The organism is Streptomyces sp. NPDC006711 (assembly GCF_042869775.1).
In the GTDB taxonomy this organism is placed as follows: Bacteria; Actinomycetota; Actinomycetes; order Streptomycetales; family Streptomycetaceae; genus Streptomyces.
In genome coordinates, this window is the sequence record NZ_JBIAGO010000001.1 from 771,118 (window position 1) to 787,840 (window position 16,723).

Here is a 16,723-nt window from a genome sequence, read left to right on the forward strand (position 1 = left end):
CCGGTACTGCGCGAGCACGGGGGACCTCCACCATCGTACGGGCGTGCGGAAGGGGGTCCAGGGCCGTAGTGCCTCTTACCGGCGCTGGTCGGGGCCCGCGCCCGGGCCGCCCTAGGCGAAGCGGGCCGCGAGCATCACCACGTCCTCGGTGCTGTCCACCCCGTCGGCGCCTTCGGGCAGGAGGGCGCGCAGCACATGGTCGAGCACGGCGTCCGGGTCGTCGCGCACCGCACGGGGGACGCTCGCCGCCGCCGCGTGCAGCCGGGCGAACGCGCGGTCCATGGGGTCGCCGGTGCGGCGCAGCAGGCCGTCCGTGTACAGCAGCACCGTTTCTCCTGGGCCCGGTGACAGCTCCACGCTCGGCGCCTCCCAGCAGGCCAGCATGCCCAGCGGCGCGGAGAGCGAGGTCTCGAGGAACTCGGTGCGCCGCTCCCCGATGATCAACGGCGGGGCGTGCCCCGCGCCGGCGAGCACGATCTTGCGCCGGGCGGGCTCGCAGTAGGCGAAGAGGGCGGTCGCCGAGCGGGCGGGCTCGGTCAGGCGCAGCAGCAGTTCGAGGTCGCAGAGCACGGCCACGGGGTCCTCGCCCTCCATCACGGCGTACGCCCGCAGGCTCGCGCGCAGCCGTCCCATCGCGGCGACCGCGCTCGGACCCGACCCGGTGACGGAGCCGACCGCGAGCCCGAGCGCGCCCTCGGGCAGGGGCAGCGCGTCGTACCAGTCGCCGCCGCCGAGTGGTCCTGTGCGGTGGCGGACGGCCAGCTGGACCCGGGCGACCCGGGGCAGCCGGCTGGGCAGCAGTTCCTCGGCGATGGTCGCCACCCGGGCGCGGGCCCGCTCCAGTTCGACCAGGCGGGCCAGGTGTTCGGCGGCGTAGCGGATGTAGAGGCCGGCCAGGTGCCGCTGGCGCTCCCCGGGCTCCGCGCTCTCGTCGTAGAGCCAGACGGCGGCGCCGAGCCGGCCCGCGCCGTCGGTGCTCAGGGGCAGGGCGTAGCTGGCGGCGTAGCCGAGGCGGGCGGCGACCTCGCGGTGGCGCGGATCGAGGCCGTCGGGGTCCGCCATGAGGTCGGCGCCGCCGTCGGCGCCGGGCAGCCCGTCCAGGATCCGGCCGTAGGCGGTGGCGCTGCGCGGCACGGTCTCGATGTGGCCGAGGTCGGCGTGGGCGAGCCCGAGACCGGTGGTGACGACCGGGCCGAGTCCGTCCGCCGGTTCCATGACGACCAGGCCGCGCCGGGCGCCGACCAGGGCGGCGCCCGCCGTGAGGAGTTCGTCGAGGGCGGCGCCGAGCACCGTGGTGCGGGCGAGCCGTTCGGTGAGTTCGTGCAGCGTGGTGAGGTCGGAGACCCAGCCGGCGAGTCGGTCCTGGAGCACCGCGCCGGGTGGGGTGGGGGCGACGGGTGAGGGCAGCGGCGCGTGAGTGTGCGCCGGGGGCGGAACAGCTGGATTGATTCCAGCCACTTTCGGCAGGTGAGGGGCGCTCATGGCAGTCGGCTTTCCGACTGATCGATTCTGCGCAATAGCATCGCAAACCCCCATGTCATTCTGCGCCGCTATCCATGCTTCCACATGTACACGCACAAGTGAGGGGATGTCCAGCATTGTCCTGGCGGGACTATTGGTGTCCGTGGGGCGTTCAAGTTGACCGAAAAATGCCCCTGGCGGCCTCGCCCTGGGGTCGACTGAAGACGTTCAACTGTGCGTCGTTTCAACCGTGTTGGGTACGTAATCGGTGTGGTCCGGGGCGGTTCAGGAGCCCTGGAACCTTGCGGCCGGCCGCAGCGTCTTAAGAGCCGACCGGCCACGCCTCACCCCCGAGTGGCGGGGTTTTTGCACAACAGGACGGCAAGCGCCAGGCACGCGCCACCCTTCGCCATGCTTTAAATGGTTACGGGCCGTGGCCGTCGCCCGCCGCGGTGACGATCCGCGTTCGGTCCCGGCGGGTATCTCCACCGCCTGCTCACGGAGCACGTACGCGCAGTGAAGTTATGCACACGTCATGTGATGTGGACTCGGCGTTCAACGGAAAGGAACGAGCGCCCATGCGCGAGATCCTAGGAAGGCGACGCAGGTTCCGGCTTTGGCGCAGTGAAAGGGCTGCTCAGCTCGGCGCCGCGCTGACCTGTGCGACCCAATGGAAATGGCCCGTGCTCCCCGGTGTGGGACTGGCCGCGGGCGGCCGCGGCTGTGCCTGCCCCGACCCCGAATGCGTGGTACCGGGAGCGCATCCCTTCGACCCCGTGCTGCTCGCGGCCACCACCGACGAGCGCATGATCCGCTGGTGGTGGACGAACCGGCCGGCCGCGCCGGTGCTGCTCGCCACCGGAGCCGGCGCGCCCTGCGCGATCAGCCTGCCGGCCCTCGCCGGAGCCCGGGCGCTCGCCGCCCTCGACTCCATGGGCGTGCGGCTCGGCCCCGTCGTGGCGACGCCCACCCGGTGGTCGCTCCTGGTGGCGCCGTACTCGATGGAGCGGCTGGGCGAGCTCCTGTACTCCAAGGACTGGGTGCCCAGTTCGCTCCGCTTCCACAGCGAGGGCGGATATCTGGTGCTGCCCCCGTCACAGACCGGCAAGGGCCGGATCCGCTGGGAGCGGCCGCCGCTCGGGGCGAGGGGGCCCTGGCTGCCGGATGTGGAGACGGTGGTGGACGCGCTGGTCGCGGCGAGCACCAGCGCACCGGACGGCGGAAGCCGGCTGGCCTACTGAAGCCGGCCACTGAAGGAGCGCCGGTCCTTGGGGCCGGCCCAATGAGCGCGAAGGCGGTCCGGTTCCCGGGCCGCCTTCACTCTTTCGGGTGCGAGGGGGCCCCGGTTGTACGGGAATTGGGTGCCCGGGCGACCAAGCGCCTGGTTTCCGTGGATATCTTCGGCCCACCATCAGGAATTCCAGGGCAGGCGGGTCCCCCATGAATCTCCAGCACCTGCGCGTGGCCGGGCTCGCGGCCGTCGTGGTGGGCACCGTGCTGCTGCCGCTGGCCGCCTCGGCGGGACCCGCCGGAGGGCCCGAGAAAACGGGCCCGGCGGTTGACGCAAAAAGCCCCCTCACACACGTCCCCGCGTGGGGGCACGGCTCACCGTTGCCTTCGTCCGAGGACGCGACGGCGCGGTGCGGTCCCGAACTTCTCTCCCCCGAAGGGGTCGAGGCACAGACGTGTGTGCTGAGCCAAGGACGCGACACCTGGGCGCGCGCCTACTACCGCAACGCCACCGGCCAGGAGCTGGGCGCCGTCCTGACGCTGATGGGTCCCGAGGACAGGACGCTGGAGACGGACTGCCAGGTGGCGGCCGATGACCAGCCCGATTCCTGCGAAACGCCGCACGAGAGCACACCCGGGCGCGGCGCGGGAGCGGGGGCGTATTCGGCGGTGGCGGAGTTCGCGGGGGCGGGAGAGGACTCACCGCTGCTGCTGCGTTCCGGCAGCAACTCCACGGAACGCGGGGCTCGTTGACCGAACCGGAAAATGAAGGGCCCGATCGCTGGCGACGGGGGATGCACCAGCGACCGGGCTCTTAGAACGGTAACAAGAGATCGGTCGTTCGCAAATTCGATCTCGGTAATTCGGACACCGATTTACCTGTCAGTACGGGGAGTTGTGACAGGAGTCACCTGTCGGCCGACCGAAAGGGGGGTCCTCGGTCACTCTCAGCTGAGCGTCACTTGGCGGTTGGTGAGCCCGCCCCTGGCCCGGCGCTCCTCCGCGCTCAGCGGCTCCTCGTTCGCGAGCGCCCCGGCGAGGCGTTCGGCGAACGCGGCCGCGGGCTTCTCGCACTCCTCGGCGCCCATCCCGGCCGGCAGGTCCCACACCGGCACGGTCAGGCCGTGCGCTCGGAACGAGCCGACCAGGCGGGTCCCCTCGCCGAGCGAGGACGTGCCGGCCGCGTGCAGCCGCGCCAGCGCGTCGAGCAGCTTCTCCTCGGGGTGCGGCATGACCCAGCGCAGGTGGTTCTTCTCGGGGGTCTCGCACCAGTACGAGGAGTCCACCGACGTGAGCCGTACGGTCGGGATCGCGGCGGCGTTGGCCCGCTCCAGGGAGGCGGCGACCTCGGAGGCGGCGCTGTCCGCGTCCGGCACCCAGAACTCGAAGCCGGTGTGCACCTCGGGCTCGAACGGGGCGGCCGGGTCGAGCAGGTCCTGGAGGCGGGGGCCGTCGGACTCGGCGCGCTGGGCGACGACCGGCGAGCCGGGCTCGGCCACCAGGGTGCGCCGGAGCGTGTCGGCCAGGTCGCGGCTGATGTCGCCGGACGGCGTGTCGTTCTGGAGGCCGAGCAGCACCGAGCCGTCCTCGCGGCGCAACGCGGGCCACGCCATCGGCAGCACGGTCGCCAGCGTCACGGACGGCACGCCGTCGGGCAGCCCGTCCTTCAGGGTCAGCGGTACGGTCGCGGCGGGGACCAGCTCGCGCAGGGCGACCCAGTCGCACTCTCCCGCAAGGCCCTCGAACGGGCGCTGGACCAGCTCGGTCACGGCGTGCGCGGCGGCGCGACCGTGACAGGCCTTGTAGCGGCGGCCGGAGCCGCAGGGGCAGGGCTCCCGGGCCCCGACGACCGGGATTTCCCCGTCGCTGATCTGCGGCTTGACGGCCTTCGTCTGCGGACGCTTCTTGGCCATGGTGTGGCTCTCTCCCGACTGCGGTGGTGCGGTGTCGCTGTGTCGGCGCGAGCCTAGCCGCCCGGACCGGCGGGACGCGGCCCCACGCCCCCGGGGCCCGGGTAAGGGCGATCCGGGGGTGCGGTGCCGTCTTCAGTCCAGGTCGTCGAGCGCGCCGGGGTGCGGTGTCGCCTTCAGTCCAGGTCGTCGAGCGCGCCGGGGTGCGGTGTCGCCTTCAGTCCAGGTCGTCTAACGCGCCGGGGTGCGGTGTCGCCTTCAGTCCAGGTCGTCTAACGCGCCGGGGTGCGGAGCCGTCCTCAGTCCAGGTCGTCGAGCGCGTCCGCGTACTCCAGGCCGACCGCCGTCGCGCGCGCTGTGACGCGCGTAGCGAAATCGTCGTGACGGTGCGCCCCCGTGAGGATGACCCACACGGTGACCTCGCCGGACGCGCTGTCCTTGATGCCCCAGTCCTGGGCGAGGGCGCTGATGATGTTCAGCCCCCGGCCGCCGCGCGCGGTCACCGACGGCGTCGCCGGAACGGGCCGGGTCGGGCCGCCGCCGTCCGTGACCTCGACCGTCAGCCGCCCCGCCTTGTCGATCCGCCAGGCCGCCTCGACGTCGCCCTCACCTATGTCGGACCGTCCCAGCGGCCTGCCGTGCCGGCAGGCATTGCTGAGCAGTTCGGAAAGGATCAGAACGGCATCGTCGACGACCGGCTCCGACACCCCGTTGCCGAGCAGCTGCTCGCGCATCCGGTGCCGTGCCTTGCCCACGCCCGCAGGGCCATGGGGTACGGCCATGCTCGACGACGTGGGCACTTCCTGTGCCACCACCAACGCCACCCCCGAGACCTCCTTTGCCCCACGCCACGGTGTGAATGCCCCAATGGACTGGACCGGAAACCGGCCAACCGACGTCGAGAGACGCATTCGTCACGGTCGAATACGGAACGAACGCGCCGGAGCACACCCTGTAATGGCCGTTACATGCGGCCCAGTTGGGACAGAACCTGTTTCGGGCGATTGGTGATGATTGCCTCCACTCCGAGGCTTACGCACAGATCCACGTCCTCGGGTTCGTTCACCGTCCAGACGTGTACGCGGTGGCCCGCGCGGTGCAATCGCTCGATGTAGGCGGGGTGGTTACGCACGATCCGCATGCCGGGGCCCGCGATCCGCGCGCCGGCCGGCAGCCGTCCGTCGCGCAGCCGCGGCGACAGGAACTGCATCAGATAGACCGTCGGGATCTCCGGGACGGCGGCGGCCACCCGGTGCAGGGAGCGCGCGGAAAAACTCATGATGCGGACCGGGGAGGTTTGACCGGCCGGCGGCGGCTGAGTGAGGCCGAACCTCTTGAGCAGGTGAACGAGGCGTTCCTCGACCTGGCCGGCCCAGCGGGTGGGGTGCTTGGTCTCGATGGCCAGCTCGACCCGGCGCCCCGCGTCCGCGACGAGTTCGAGCAGCTGCTCCAGGGTCAGGACGGAGGTGAACTCGCGGTCCTTCCAGTCCGGGCTCTCCTCGCTGTCCTTCCAGGAGCCGAAGTCGAGCGCGGCCAGCTCGGACAGTTCCAGGGCGGACACGGCGCCCCGGCCGTTGGAGGTGCGGTTGACACGCCGGTCGTGGACGCAGACGAGGTGGCCGTCGGCGGTGAGGCGGACATCGCATTCCAGGGCGTCGGCCCCGTCCTCGATCGCCTTCATGTACGCGGCGAGCGTGTGCTCGGGGGCGTCCTCGGAGGCTCCTCGGTGGGCCACCACTTGGACGCGGGCGGGGTCGGGGGTGTGCGGGCTGTGCTGCCGTGCTTGAGTCACCGCGTCATCGTGCCACCCGCCGGGGCACAGGTTCGCGCGCGAATACACAGCTCCTGCTTACAGTGGCCTGACGTGCGGTGGGAAAAGCTGAGCGGAGTCATCCGCACAGTGCGGGGTCCGATGTCGGACCCCTGGCGCACCATGGTTGTTGCCGGGCCCCACGCCGGCGCCCGGCAGCGACCCCGAGCACCACCACCACGCACCGCCGCACCGCGCAGGACCCCACCGGGCCCCGAGGCAGCGACATCTGCCGGCCCGTCAGACCGCTGTACCGCCCGACCGCCCGACCGAATGACCGCCAGACCAATCGTCCCCCAGACCCCAGACCAAGTGGAAACCGAGGAGAGCAAGCTGTGAGCACCGAGAACGAGGGCACCGCGGTCCCGGCCGTCCCGCCTGCCCCGTCGTCTGCACCTGCTGCACCTCCCGAGCCCGCCGAAGCTCCTGCCGTCCCGGCACGGGAAGCCGCCCCGGCCCCGTCGAGCGCGGTGCCGGGCGAGGCGGAGAGCACGCTCGTCCACGGATCCGTACCGCCGTCACAGAGCGCCGACCCGCGGCCGGGCCATGACCCGCAGCCCGGCCATGACCCGCGGCCCGGCCACGATCCGGCCACCGCGCCGCTGCCGCCGACCCCAGGCGCTCCGGCGCCGCACGCGCACGCCGCGCACGAGCCGGCCGCCCCGCAGCAGGGCGGCGGCGCCGGATGGCCCCCGCCCCCGCCCACGCTCCCCTCCTACGGAGGCGACGGTTCCTACGGTGGCGGTGGCTCCTACGGAGGCGACGGCGAGGGCCGGCCCGGCGAACCGTGGGGCGCCCCGGAGCCCCCCGCGCGGCGCAAGCGCGGCGGCGCCCTGATCGCGGCCGTCGTGGCGGCGGCCCTGGTGGCCGGCGGCATCGGCGGAGCGATCGGTTACTTCGCGGCGGACCACGACAACGGAGGATCGGGTTCCACCACGGTGGCGTCCTCCGACACACCCAAGGACTTCAAGCGCGACCCGGGCACGGTGGCGGGAGTCGCCGCGAACTCGCTGCCCAGCGTGGTGACGATCGACGCGCAGGGCAATGACGGCGAGGGCGGCACGGGCACCGGCTTCATCTACGACAAGGAAGGCCACATCCTCACGAACAACCACGTGGTGGCCTCCGCGGCGACCGGCGGCAAGCTCTCCGCGACGTTCTCCAACGGCAAGAAGTACGACGCCGAAGTGGTGGGCCGCGCCCAGGGCTACGACGTGGCCGTCATCAAGCTGAAGAACGCCCCGGCGAACCTGAAGCCGCTGTCCCTCGGCAACTCGGACAAGGTCGCGGTCGGTGACTCGACAATCGCGATCGGCGCGCCCTTCGGCCTCTCCAACACCGTCACCACTGGCATCATCAGCGCCAAGAACCGTCCAGTGGCCTCGAGCGACGGGCAGAACTCCAAGGCCTCGTACATGAGCGCCCTACAGACCGACGCCTCCATCAACCCGGGCAACTCGGGCGGACCGCTGATCAACTCGGCCGGCGCGGTCATCGGCATCAACTCGGCGATCCAGTCGGCGGGCACCGGCGGCATGGGCGGCCAGTCGCAGGCGGGCTCGATCGGCCTCGGTTTCGCCATCCCGATCAACCAGGCGAAGAACGTCGCGGACCAGCTCATCAAGACCGGTCAGCCGGTCTACCCGGTGATCGGCGCCTCCGTCGGCATCCAGCAGGGCGGCCCGGGCGGCATGCCCGGAGGCGGCGACAGTACGGACGGCGCGCAGATCTCCCCGCAGGGCAACGGAAGCCAGCAGCCGATCACGCCGGGCGGCCCCGCGGACAAGGCGGGCCTGAAGCCGGGTGACGTCATCACCAAGTTCGGCGACATGCCCATCGACAGCGGCCCGACGCTCATCAGCGAGATCTGGACGCACAAGCCGGGCGACCAGGTCCCGCTGACGTACAAGCGGGACGGCAAGGAGAACACGGTGACGATCACCCTGGGCGAACGAAAGGGCGACAGCAACTGACGACCCCGCCGAGCCGGGCCCTCACCACCCGGCGGGCCCCGAGTGGTGACCCGCGCCGGGCCTCCACGCCCCCGACCGGCAAGCGGGCCACCCACGAACCCGACCCACCCCAAGGGCCCACACAGCGCACCGCGGCCGGTAGGCTGTAGGTCGCTCCGCGCCTGGTGAGGCGGGGGCGTGGGTGGGTTGCCCGAGCGGCCTAAGGGAACGGTCTTGAAAACCGTCGTGGCAGCGATGTCACCGTGGGTTCAAATCCCACACCCACCGCAGGTCAGCGTTAGCGCTGGTCAGAGGGCGTGATCCCGGTCCGGGGTCACGCCCTCTTGCCTTGGCCTGTCTCACCCTGGTTCGGAGGTGTACCGCCTCTGACCAGTGTTTGTGGGCCATACGTGGGCCAGGATCAGGCCCCTTCTGCCTCCTCCAGACCCTTCTGAATCAGGCTGTTGGCATGGGCGGAACTGCCCTTCAGGAGCTTGGCGTAGAAGCGGTAGAGCACCGCGACGCTGTGGTCGGCGCGGTATGCGACCTCCACCGGGTCCACACCTTGTTTGATCCAGAGGGATACGGCGGCATGGCGCAGGCAGTACGGCACAGCGGCCATGCCGGACTTCACTTCAGCAGGGGTGAGCACGGCTTCGCGGGCCGCGTCCCAGACGGTGCAGTACTCGTTCGATGCGGCCATGAGCTTCGGAACATCAGCCAGTGGGACCCACGCGACATGGCCAGCTTCCTCGGCGTCCGTCGGTTCGCCAACCTTCACCGCGCCCTGGGCCACGAAAATCTCGTGTGGGGAGTCCACCACCCCGATCATGGGTTGGTAGGTCACGACGTGCTCCAGGTTCGTCGGACGCCGGCCCGTCTCTTCCTCGGTTTCCCGTGCTGCCGTGGTCAAGGCATCTTCGCCTTCGTCCACGATCCCGCCGGGAAGCTCCCAACCCCATTGCTGCGGAACGAAGCGGTAGCGCCACAACATCAGCACGCGGTCTTGATCGTCGATCACTGCCGTAATGGCCACGTGATGGAGATTGACGACATGGTGCTCGAACCGCTCAACCCCGAGGGCTCGACGTCGACAAGGTCGAGACTGACCCACCTGTTCTCGTAAACCGGCCTACGTCCGTGGATCGTCCACGGCTCCAGTCCCGCTGGGGTGGCCACTCCTGATTCACCCCCTACGACGCGGTACGAGCTGCGATCGTAGGCCTTGATGATTAGCTCGCTCGCCAGCCGTGTGAGCACCTGACGCAGGGCCGTGCGGCCAATCTCCAGTTCGGCGCTCATGCTGCGCTCGGAGGGGAGCTTGTCGCCCGGGCCCGTACTTCCCCGACTCGATCCACGACCGGATCGTTAGGTAGACCCTCGTCGACTTCGGTCCCATTCTCAGAGCACTCTCCCCGTTCGTCAGCCGATGGTGACCAGCGTAGTCGGGGGCAATCGTGGACGTCTTAGCCATGCTCATCTATCTCCCGGTCCAGTCTGAGGAGGGGCACGACAGTCATGCGCGGCTCGCTGCGCGCGGCCGGTGTCGGTGGAGTTGCCAGGCAGAGACACATGGGGCACGTGAGGCCAGACCTCATCCTGGGCGCAGCACAAGGGCTCTTGGTCTGGCGATCACGACCCCGGAGGGGACGCGTCGGGCGGTCGGGCTGTTCACCTTCGGTCGATGTTTATCGCCGTCAGTGGTGTTAGCCGCGGGTATCCCTTACCTGGCTATGGTCTACGCGAATAGAATAAATTCGGAATCAAGCCTTCCGAATTAACCTGCCGTGATGGTGCGCCATTTCGAAAGATTTTTCTTACCCACAGTATGGGCATTGTGTCGACGCAGGTCAGGCAGGGCTTTGTGGATGCGTCTGTGGGTTACGCACCGGTCTGTCCACCATGCTGTGCACAGGATATGACGACTTACGCACAGTGAGACCGGGCCTTATCCACAAGGCCTGTGGATAGGCAGATTGGCTGAGGCTTCACTCGCTGTCACTATTGCCGTCGACGGGTGGCGTGGTCGCAAAAAAGGCGGCCCCCGCGGGCACGGGAGCCGCCCCGACCATTTCCCTAGCGCGAGAAAGGTCTAGCCATGACGGTACCTACAGTCCCTGAACAACCGCACGTCGAGCAAGTGGGTGCAGCAGGGGTGAAGCCCGCCGTTCCCACCAGTGCAGAGCGACGACGGAAGCTGTGCTTCCTTGGCCTGGCGGCGGTGGCGCTCGCGGTCGTGATTCTGGTGCTCACCTATCCGAACCTTGCGGCACCAGTGGGTACGTCCGCTGGCGTCGTGGCGGCCGTGGCCCCACTGGTGCAGCGAAGGCCGCGGGCCGGGACCGCCAGTGAAGCGATCGAGGATGAAGCGTGACCTCCTCGACTCGCTAGATTCAGGGGGCCGTGGCCATGTGCGGGCCAGCAAGGCCAGCAAGCTCGTAAGAGGGGCCCGCACCACCTCTGATAGGCGGTACGTGTTGCTGCGTTGACGGTCTTGAAAGCCGTCGTGGCGCGAGTCACCGTGGGTTCAAATCCCACACCCACCGCGTGTGTCGGCCATTTGGCCTGCGGAGAAGGGGCGTTCCGGTTGCCGGGGCGCCCCTTTTCGGGGTTTGGAGTGCGGCGGCGCTGCCGGGCGTGGGTCGCTGCCCAGGCGGCAAAGCCTCATGCGATTAGGAGTTGCCCCGGCCGCAGGCCCCCGTGCGTTACCTCGTCGCGCTCATCCGAGCCGCCGAGGCGATGGTCGCGTGGGCCTCGCGGGGGGTGAGGCCGGTGCGGATGGCCGCTTCGGTGAGGGCGGCGTTGAGTTCTTCGCCCATGCCGTTCTCGTACGCGCGGCAGGCCGCCCAGAACAGCCTGGTGTTGCGCTGGCCCTCATGCGCGGCCAGGACGAACTGGACCAGGCCCTGTCCGTGATGCCCGCCCGGCCGCTGGGGGTGATGGGGTCGCGTCGGGGGAGTGAGCAAGTTGAGCAGCGTACGGGGGCAGGGGGCGGGGCCCAGGTGGGCGGTGCCGGGCGCGAGACGGTAGATGCCCTGGCCGCTCAGTGAACCCGGTCCCACGAGGTAGCCGCCGGCGCCCCGGATGTCGATGCCGGGTGCCAGACGGCTCGCCGAGTTCGGGACGACCGTGTCCGGCGGTCCGGTCAGCCACACGTGACGGCCTCCGCTCGGGGTGATCACGACCACCGTCTCCGGGATGGTGAACAGGTGGCGCAGGGCCAGGTGTTGGAGCGCCGCCGTGGAATCGGTGCCCGGCGGCTTCGTGTCCAGGTCGATCCCGATGAGGTGGTGCGGCGGCCTGCCGCAGGCGATGCCGTAACCAGTGGCCCATGGCGCGGCCGCGAACAGCGCGCGCACCCCGGCGGGGTCGGTGGTGGCGTCGTGCACCCCGTGCCCTGGCAGCCCGCACTCTCCCCGGCACAGCGCAGGCTTGGGGTCGGCCCGGTGCGACGAGGGCAGCGCGGGCAGCTTGGAGCGGGACAACGGGATGACGGGCAGGCCGCGCTCGGCGGCGGACAGGGCGTGGGCGAGGGCCAGGGTGGCGGCCTGCCGGTCGATGGTGGCCATGGCTCCATGTTCGTACGAATGTTCGAGAAAGGGAATCCCCTTTCCGGGCGGCGAGGGGCGGTCGGGGGCGGCCGGGTCGGCCCCCGGGGCGGTCCCGGGTGAGCCGGGTGCCCCCTGCGCCAGGCTTCGCAGCGGTCCCGGGGGCCGGGTGCCCCCCTGCGCCCGGCCCCCCGATCGCCTCCCCTGACGCCCCCGGCCGCTCCCCCTTGCGCCCTCCGCGCCCCCGCACCCCGGCCCCCCGGCCGTTCCCCCTGGCGCCCCCCGGGACGCTCCCCGCACGCCCGCCCCCCGTACGCCCCCGACCCCACCCGTCCCGAACGACGACACGGTGGCGTCCCGATGTACTTCCGGTGAGCTGCGGGTGACGGCACAGGTTGGCCGAATCTGAGCGGAAACGGTTCTTCCCTTGGCGGGCGCGGGCTCCTGCGGCGGGGTCGCAATTGGTGCCGGAAGGGGGAGCGAGTTGGGGGCGCATACAGGTTTATCGACTTGTCCTCACGCTTGCGGGCGAAAGGTGCCCCAATGACTGGTTCGCCGGGGATTCGGTGGGCAACTCTGATGTCGCGACGTCGTCACAGAGCGTCCGGGGCGGTCGGCCAACTGCCTTGGAACGGGCCGTACTTGCGCCACGCAGGGCCGGCCCGGAACGAGCCGAACTACCCGTACTTCCAGTTCCTGGAGGAATTGACATGGCAAGCATCCGTACCGCCCGCGTCCTCGCCGCTGTTGCCGCGCTGCCCCTGGCTGCCGCCCTCTGCTCGGGTGTGGCCACCGCCGACAACGGAGCCATCGCGGGTAACGGATCGAACGCGGCGGTGGCGACCGTCAGCGGCAGCGGGGTCGGGCACGACAACCGGGGCAATTCGTCCACCACACAGCAGCAGGCGGTCGGCTCCGGCGCCTCCAATCAGAACAACACCGCCCAGGTGAACGGTTCCGCGTTCACGTCGATCAACCAGGGCAACGGGATCGTCGCCGTGAACTTCGCCCGCCTGCGGTGAGCCACGACCCCGCCTGAGGGGTCGAGTCAGTCCGGGGGGTGATCGACGGCCCGGGCGGCGGTGCTTCGGCACGGTCGCCCGGGCCGTTCGCATAGGAGCTGCCCCGCCCCCTGTCGCTTCGGCTGCCTGCTGCCTGCTGCCTGCTGCCTGCCGCCTGCCGCCTGCCGGCTCGCGGCATGGGCATTGACAACGGAAGCAAACCTGACGGACAGTCAGAAACGCGGTGGCCGGTGGTGCCGGAGTCCCGTTCCGAAGAGGACAAGGCTCCGCGACACCGGGGGCATCAGGGGCACCCGGGCACCGAGGAACCCGGCTGCCCCGACCCGGTACGCGGATCACACCGCGTCCACCCCGCACGCCCCACCCCTTACACCCCGCCCCGCACGCCCCACCCGTCCGCGCGGAAGGCCATCGTCGTGCACCTCGCTCCGACCGAGCGCCAGCAGAAACTGCGGGCCGAACTCCGCGCCTACTTCGCCGCGTTGATGCCGGACGGGCCGCCTCCCGCCACGGACCCGGGCGGGCAGCGGGCATTGCTGCGCCGGATCGGGCGCGACGGACTGCTGGGCCTCGGCTGGCCCGTCGAGTACGGGGGCCAAGGGCGCGGCGCCGACGAACAGTTCGTGTTCTTCGACGAGGCCCACCGCGCGGGCGCACCCGTCTCCATGGTCACCCTGAACACCGTCGGACCGACGCTGATGAAGTACGGGACCGCCGAGCAGAAGGCCTGCTTCCTGCCCCGGATCCTCAGCGGTGACCTCGTCTTCGCGATCGGCTACAGCGAACCGGAGGCCGGCACCGACCTCGCCGCCCTGCGCACCAGGGCCGCACGGGACGGGGACTCCTGGGTGATCGACGGGCAGAAGGTCTTCACGTCCAACGCCCAGCACGCCGACTGGATCTGGCTCGCCTGTCGCACGGACCCGGACGTGCCCAAGCACCAGGGCATTTCCATCCTCCTTGTGCCCACCGACGCGCCCGGGTTCTCGTGGACCCCGATCGAGACGGTCGGCGGTCTCACCACCACCGCCACGTACCACGACGGCATCCGGGTGCCGTTGGAGAACCTGGTCGGCGAGGAGAACGCGGGCTGGGGACTGATCACGAACCAGCTCAATCACGAACGGGTCGCACTCGCCGCGATCGGCATGCAGGCCGAGGATTTCTACGAGGCCGCGCTCACCGCCGCCCGCACACCCGATCCAGTGACTTCCGAACGCCGTGTTGACCACGAATGGGTGAAGGCGACCGTGGCTGCCGCGCACGCCAAGCTGGCGGTGAATCGCCTGCTCAGCTGGCGTTTGGTGGGGGATGTGGGGGCCGGAAATCTCGCGCCCGGAGACGCCAGCGGGGTGAAGTTCACGGGAACGGAGGCCGCGGTCGAAACGTATCGAATGTGTCAGGAAATCGTGGGGGAAGCGGGTCTGATCCGGGGCGGTTCGCCCGGCGCCTTCGGGGACGGGGAGCTGGAGCGGATGAACAGGGCGGCACAGATCAACACGTTCGGGGGCGGGGTGAGCGAGGTGCAGCGGGAGATCGTCGCGACGATGCGGCTCGGGATGAAACGGGGGAAGCGATGAGCGGGGGGCACGGCGAGACCGGCGGTGGGCGCGGAGTGGGGACGGGGGAGGGTGAGCACAGCGGGGGTGACTTCCTGGCGCGTCTGAAGAAGTTCGAGGGGCAGCCCGCGGCCCGCGCCGGCGTCGGCAAGGACCTGGTCAACGCGCCGATGATCCGGCACTGGTGCGAGGCGATGGGCGACACCCATCCCGCCTACACGGGGCCGGACGCCATAGCGCCGCCGACCATGCTTCAGGCCTGGACGATGGGCGGCCTCTCGGGGCACGGCGACGGAACGGGCCGAGCCACGGCCTACGACGAACTGTTCGACCTGCTCGACGGCGCCGGATACGCCGCGGTGGTCGCGACGGACTGCGAGCAGGAGTACGTCCGCGACCTGCGGCCGGGCGACCGGATCAGCTACGACGCGGTGATCGAGTCGGTGTCGGAACGCAAGACCACCAAGCTGGGGGCCGGGCACTTCGTCACCTCCCGGATGGACGTCCTGGCCAACGGCGAGCTCGTCGGCACGCACCGGTTCCGCATCCTCAAGTACGCCCCGGCACATAGGAGTTCAGGCGGCGACTCAGCCGGGGGTTCAGGTAGAGGTTCGGGCGGAAGTTCAGACAGAGCTGCGGCAGGAGGGGGCCGGCAGCGGCCGGCCGGGACCGCGATGCCCGGGTCCGCGATGCCCGGGTCCGCGATGCCCGGGCCCATGACGCCCCGGTCGGCGCGGCCCCGGCCCGTGATCAATCGGGACAACGCCGGGTTCTGGGCCGGAGTCGCCGAGCGCCGGCTGCTCATCCAGCGCTGTGACGACTGTGCGGAGCTGCGTTTCCCCTGGTTGCCGGGGTGCCACGCCTGTGGATCGGCGCACTGGGACACGGTCGAGGCGAGCGGCGCGGGCACGGTGTTCTCGTACGTCGTGATGCACCACCCACCCTTCCCCGCCTTCGACCCGCCCTACGCGGTCGGCCTGATCGAACTCGCCGAGGGCGTGCGCATGGTCAGCAACGTGATCGGAGTGGCGCCGGACGAGGTGCGGATCGGCATGCCCGTACGCCTCGAATTCACGCGTGTGGACGATGAGTTGGAGCTTCCGCTGTTCCGGGCGGAGGTGGCCTGATGGACTTCACGCCGACCGTTGAGCAGTCAGCCCTGCGTGACCTGGCGGCGCAGATCTTCGGGGACCTCTCCACGCACGAGCGGCTTACGGCAGCCGGCGCGAACACGGATGCCGAGCTGTGGAAGGCGCTGTGCGGGGCGGGACTGCTCGCGGCCGTCGAGGAGGTCGGCCTCCTGGGCCTGGTGCTAGCCCTCGAGGAGCAGGGCAGAACCACGGCCCAGGTCCCGTTCGCGGCGAGCTGCGTCTACGGCGTCCTCGCGCTCACCGCGCACGGCACCACCGAGCAGCGCGAGCGCCTGCTCCCGGCCTTGCGCGACGGCACGGCTGTGGTGGCGGGGGCGTTCTCGTCCCGGCCGGGACGCGTACGGGCCCTGGCGGACGGGGAGCTGACCGGCACTGTGCCGCTCGTGCCCTGGCTGCGGGACGCCGGCCATGTCCTGGTCCCGGACGCGCACCGGCGGCTGTGGCTGGTGCGTGTCGCCGACGCGGTGGCCGACCCCGTGGAGACGACGGCGCCCTGGTCGGCGGGGCGGCTGACGCTCGACGCCACTCCGGCGGAACGGGTGGGCGGGGCAGAGGCGTACGAGGACGTGCTGGCCACTGCCCGCACCGCGTTCGCCGGCCTCCAGGCCGGGGTGTGCGCGGGGTCGCTGGCCCGGGCGGTCCGGCACACCACCACGCGGGAGCAGTTCGGGGGGCCCCTCTCCACCAACCAGGCGGTGCTGCTGCGCGCCGCCGACGCGTACATGGACACCGAGGCGATACGGGTCACGTCCTACGAGGCGGCTTGGCGCAGGGACGAGGGCCTGCGGTACGGGACGCACGCTCTGACGGCGGCGTGGTGGGCGTCCGAGGCCGGCACCCGGGTCGTACACGCGGGCCAGCATCTGCACGGCGGCCTCGGCGCGGACCTGGCGCACCCGGTGCACCGGCACTTCCTGTGGGGACGGCAACTGGACGCCTACCTGGGGAGCGGGCCCGAACTGCTCGCGGAGCTGGGCGAGTTGATCGTGTCCGGGCGGGACGCCGCGGACGCCCCGCATGGAACGGGGGCCGTACAGGGGGTGGGGTCATGAGCGGGCAGGCAACAGGGAGCGGGAGCCG

At 70.8% G+C, this 16,723-nt stretch carries 13 protein-coding genes, 1 tRNA gene and 1 pseudogene; 9 read left to right on the forward strand and 6 right to left on the reverse strand.

Annotation, left to right across the window (positions count from 1 at the left end; genetic code table 11):
* Positions 1–111: 111 nt before the first annotated feature.
* Positions 112–1,599: a PP2C family protein-serine/threonine phosphatase gene (locus tag ACFYM2_RS03385; protein WP_358997948.1), complete on the reverse strand. Its 1,488-nt coding sequence runs from the start codon at positions 1,597–1,599 to the stop codon at positions 112–114.
* Between the two features lie 440 nt (positions 1,600–2,039).
* On the opposite strand from ACFYM2_RS03385, the gene ACFYM2_RS03390 reads away from it, so the two are divergent.
* Both ACFYM2_RS03390 and ACFYM2_RS03395 read left to right on the forward strand, forming a co-directional pair.
* Positions 2,040–2,702 carry a bifunctional DNA primase/polymerase gene (locus tag ACFYM2_RS03390; RefSeq protein WP_388832887.1) on the forward strand — a complete coding sequence of 221 codons (663 nt, stop codon included), beginning with the start codon at positions 2,040–2,042 and terminating at the stop codon, positions 2,700–2,702.
* A gap of 199 nt (positions 2,703–2,901) precedes the next feature.
* Positions 2,902–3,444 carry a hypothetical protein gene (locus ACFYM2_RS03395; protein ID WP_388832889.1) on the forward strand — a complete coding sequence of 181 codons (543 nt, stop codon included), beginning with the start codon at positions 2,902–2,904 and terminating at the stop codon, positions 3,442–3,444.
* A 194-nt stretch (positions 3,445–3,638) separates the two neighbouring features.
* Here ACFYM2_RS03395 and ACFYM2_RS03400 read toward each other — a convergent pair whose 3' ends face one another.
* The 3 genes from ACFYM2_RS03400 to ACFYM2_RS03410 all read right to left on the reverse strand — a co-directional run bounded on the left by ACFYM2_RS03400 (position 3,639) and on the right by ACFYM2_RS03410 (position 6,393).
* Positions 3,639–4,604 (reverse strand): DUF5926 family protein, encoded by a 966-nt coding sequence (locus tag ACFYM2_RS03400; RefSeq protein ID WP_388832892.1) that lies wholly within the window; start codon positions 4,602–4,604, stop codon positions 3,639–3,641.
* Between the two features lie 296 nt (positions 4,605–4,900).
* Positions 4,901–5,512 (reverse strand): ATP-binding protein, encoded by a 612-nt coding sequence (locus tag ACFYM2_RS03405; protein WP_388832894.1) that lies wholly within the window; start codon positions 5,510–5,512, stop codon positions 4,901–4,903.
* Positions 5,513–5,565: 53 nt separating this feature from the next.
* A complete protein-coding gene (locus tag ACFYM2_RS03410; RefSeq protein WP_358997963.1) occupies positions 5,566–6,393 on the reverse strand; it encodes a glycerophosphodiester phosphodiesterase in 828 nt (275 codons plus the stop codon).
* 353 nt (positions 6,394–6,746) lie between these two features.
* On the opposite strand from ACFYM2_RS03410, the gene ACFYM2_RS03415 reads away from it, so the two are divergent.
* Entirely contained in the window at positions 6,747–8,384 is a 1,638-nt protein-coding gene (locus ACFYM2_RS03415; RefSeq protein WP_388832897.1) for a S1C family serine protease, read from the forward strand.
* Between the two features lie 180 nt (positions 8,385–8,564).
* Positions 8,565–8,651 (forward strand) — tRNA-Ser (locus ACFYM2_RS03420).
* Between the two features lie 409 nt (positions 8,652–9,060).
* Here the strand turns inward: ACFYM2_RS03420 and ACFYM2_RS03425 are convergent.
* Positions 9,061–9,762 (reverse strand): annotated as a pseudogene (locus ACFYM2_RS03425) (NUDIX domain-containing protein); the annotation flags it as partial.
* A gap of 699 nt (positions 9,763–10,461) precedes the next feature.
* On the opposite strand from ACFYM2_RS03425, the gene ACFYM2_RS03430 reads away from it, so the two are divergent.
* Complete coding sequence (locus ACFYM2_RS03430) at positions 10,462–10,737, forward strand: hypothetical protein (protein ID WP_388832900.1); 276 nt, start codon at positions 10,462–10,464, stop codon at positions 10,735–10,737.
* Between the two features lie 331 nt (positions 10,738–11,068).
* On the opposite strand, the gene ACFYM2_RS03435 is transcribed toward ACFYM2_RS03430, so the two are convergent.
* Positions 11,069–11,932 (reverse strand): bifunctional DNA primase/polymerase, encoded by an 864-nt coding sequence (locus tag ACFYM2_RS03435; protein ID WP_388457682.1) that lies wholly within the window; start codon positions 11,930–11,932, stop codon positions 11,069–11,071.
* Between the two features lie 689 nt (positions 11,933–12,621).
* Between ACFYM2_RS03435 and ACFYM2_RS03440 the strand changes: the two genes are divergently transcribed.
* The 4 genes from ACFYM2_RS03440 (at position 12,622) to ACFYM2_RS03455 (ending at position 16,695) form a co-directional block, all read left to right on the forward strand.
* Entirely contained in the window at positions 12,622–12,933 is a 312-nt protein-coding gene (locus tag ACFYM2_RS03440) for a hypothetical protein (protein WP_350231571.1), read from the forward strand.
* A 416-nt stretch (positions 12,934–13,349) separates the two neighbouring features.
* Entirely contained in the window at positions 13,350–14,513 is a 1,164-nt protein-coding gene (locus ACFYM2_RS03445) for an acyl-CoA dehydrogenase family protein (protein WP_388832903.1), read from the forward strand.
* Complete coding sequence (locus tag ACFYM2_RS03450) at positions 14,510–15,619, forward strand: bifunctional MaoC family dehydratase N-terminal/OB-fold nucleic acid binding domain-containing protein (protein ID WP_388832906.1); 1,110 nt, start codon at positions 14,510–14,512, stop codon at positions 15,617–15,619. The genes ACFYM2_RS03445 and ACFYM2_RS03450 overlap by 4 nt, the downstream gene beginning before the upstream one ends.
* Complete coding sequence (locus ACFYM2_RS03455) at positions 15,619–16,695, forward strand: acyl-CoA dehydrogenase family protein (protein WP_388832909.1); 1,077 nt, start codon at positions 15,619–15,621, stop codon at positions 16,693–16,695. The genes ACFYM2_RS03450 and ACFYM2_RS03455 overlap by 1 nt, the downstream gene beginning before the upstream one ends.
* Positions 16,696–16,723: the final 28 nt, after the last annotated feature.

Coding starts and splice junctions, on each gene's coding strand:
- ACFYM2_RS03430 (WP_388832900.1), top strand. CDS start 10,462: ATGACGGTACCTACAGTCCCTGAACAACCGCACGTCGAGCAAGTGGGT.
- ACFYM2_RS03440 (WP_350231571.1), top strand. CDS start 12,622: ATGGCAAGCATCCGTACCGCCCGCGTCCTCGCCGCTGTTGCCGCGCTG.
- ACFYM2_RS03385 (WP_358997948.1), bottom strand. CDS start 1,599: ATGCTGGACATCCCCTCACTTGTGCGTGTACATGTGGAAGCATGGATA.
- ACFYM2_RS03435 (WP_388457682.1), bottom strand. CDS start 11,932: ATGGCCACCATCGACCGGCAGGCCGCCACCCTGGCCCTCGCCCACGCC.
- ACFYM2_RS03405 (WP_388832894.1), bottom strand. CDS start 5,512: ATGCGTCTCTCGACGTCGGTTGGCCGGTTTCCGGTCCAGTCCATTGGG.
- ACFYM2_RS03450 (WP_388832906.1), top strand. CDS start 14,510: ATGAGCGGGGGGCACGGCGAGACCGGCGGTGGGCGCGGAGTGGGGACG.
- ACFYM2_RS03400 (WP_388832892.1), bottom strand. CDS start 4,604: ATGGCCAAGAAGCGTCCGCAGACGAAGGCCGTCAAGCCGCAGATCAGC.
- ACFYM2_RS03395 (WP_388832889.1), top strand. CDS start 2,902: ATGAATCTCCAGCACCTGCGCGTGGCCGGGCTCGCGGCCGTCGTGGTG.
- ACFYM2_RS03390 (WP_388832887.1), top strand. CDS start 2,040: ATGCGCGAGATCCTAGGAAGGCGACGCAGGTTCCGGCTTTGGCGCAGT.
- ACFYM2_RS03455 (WP_388832909.1), top strand. CDS start 15,619: ATGGACTTCACGCCGACCGTTGAGCAGTCAGCCCTGCGTGACCTGGCG.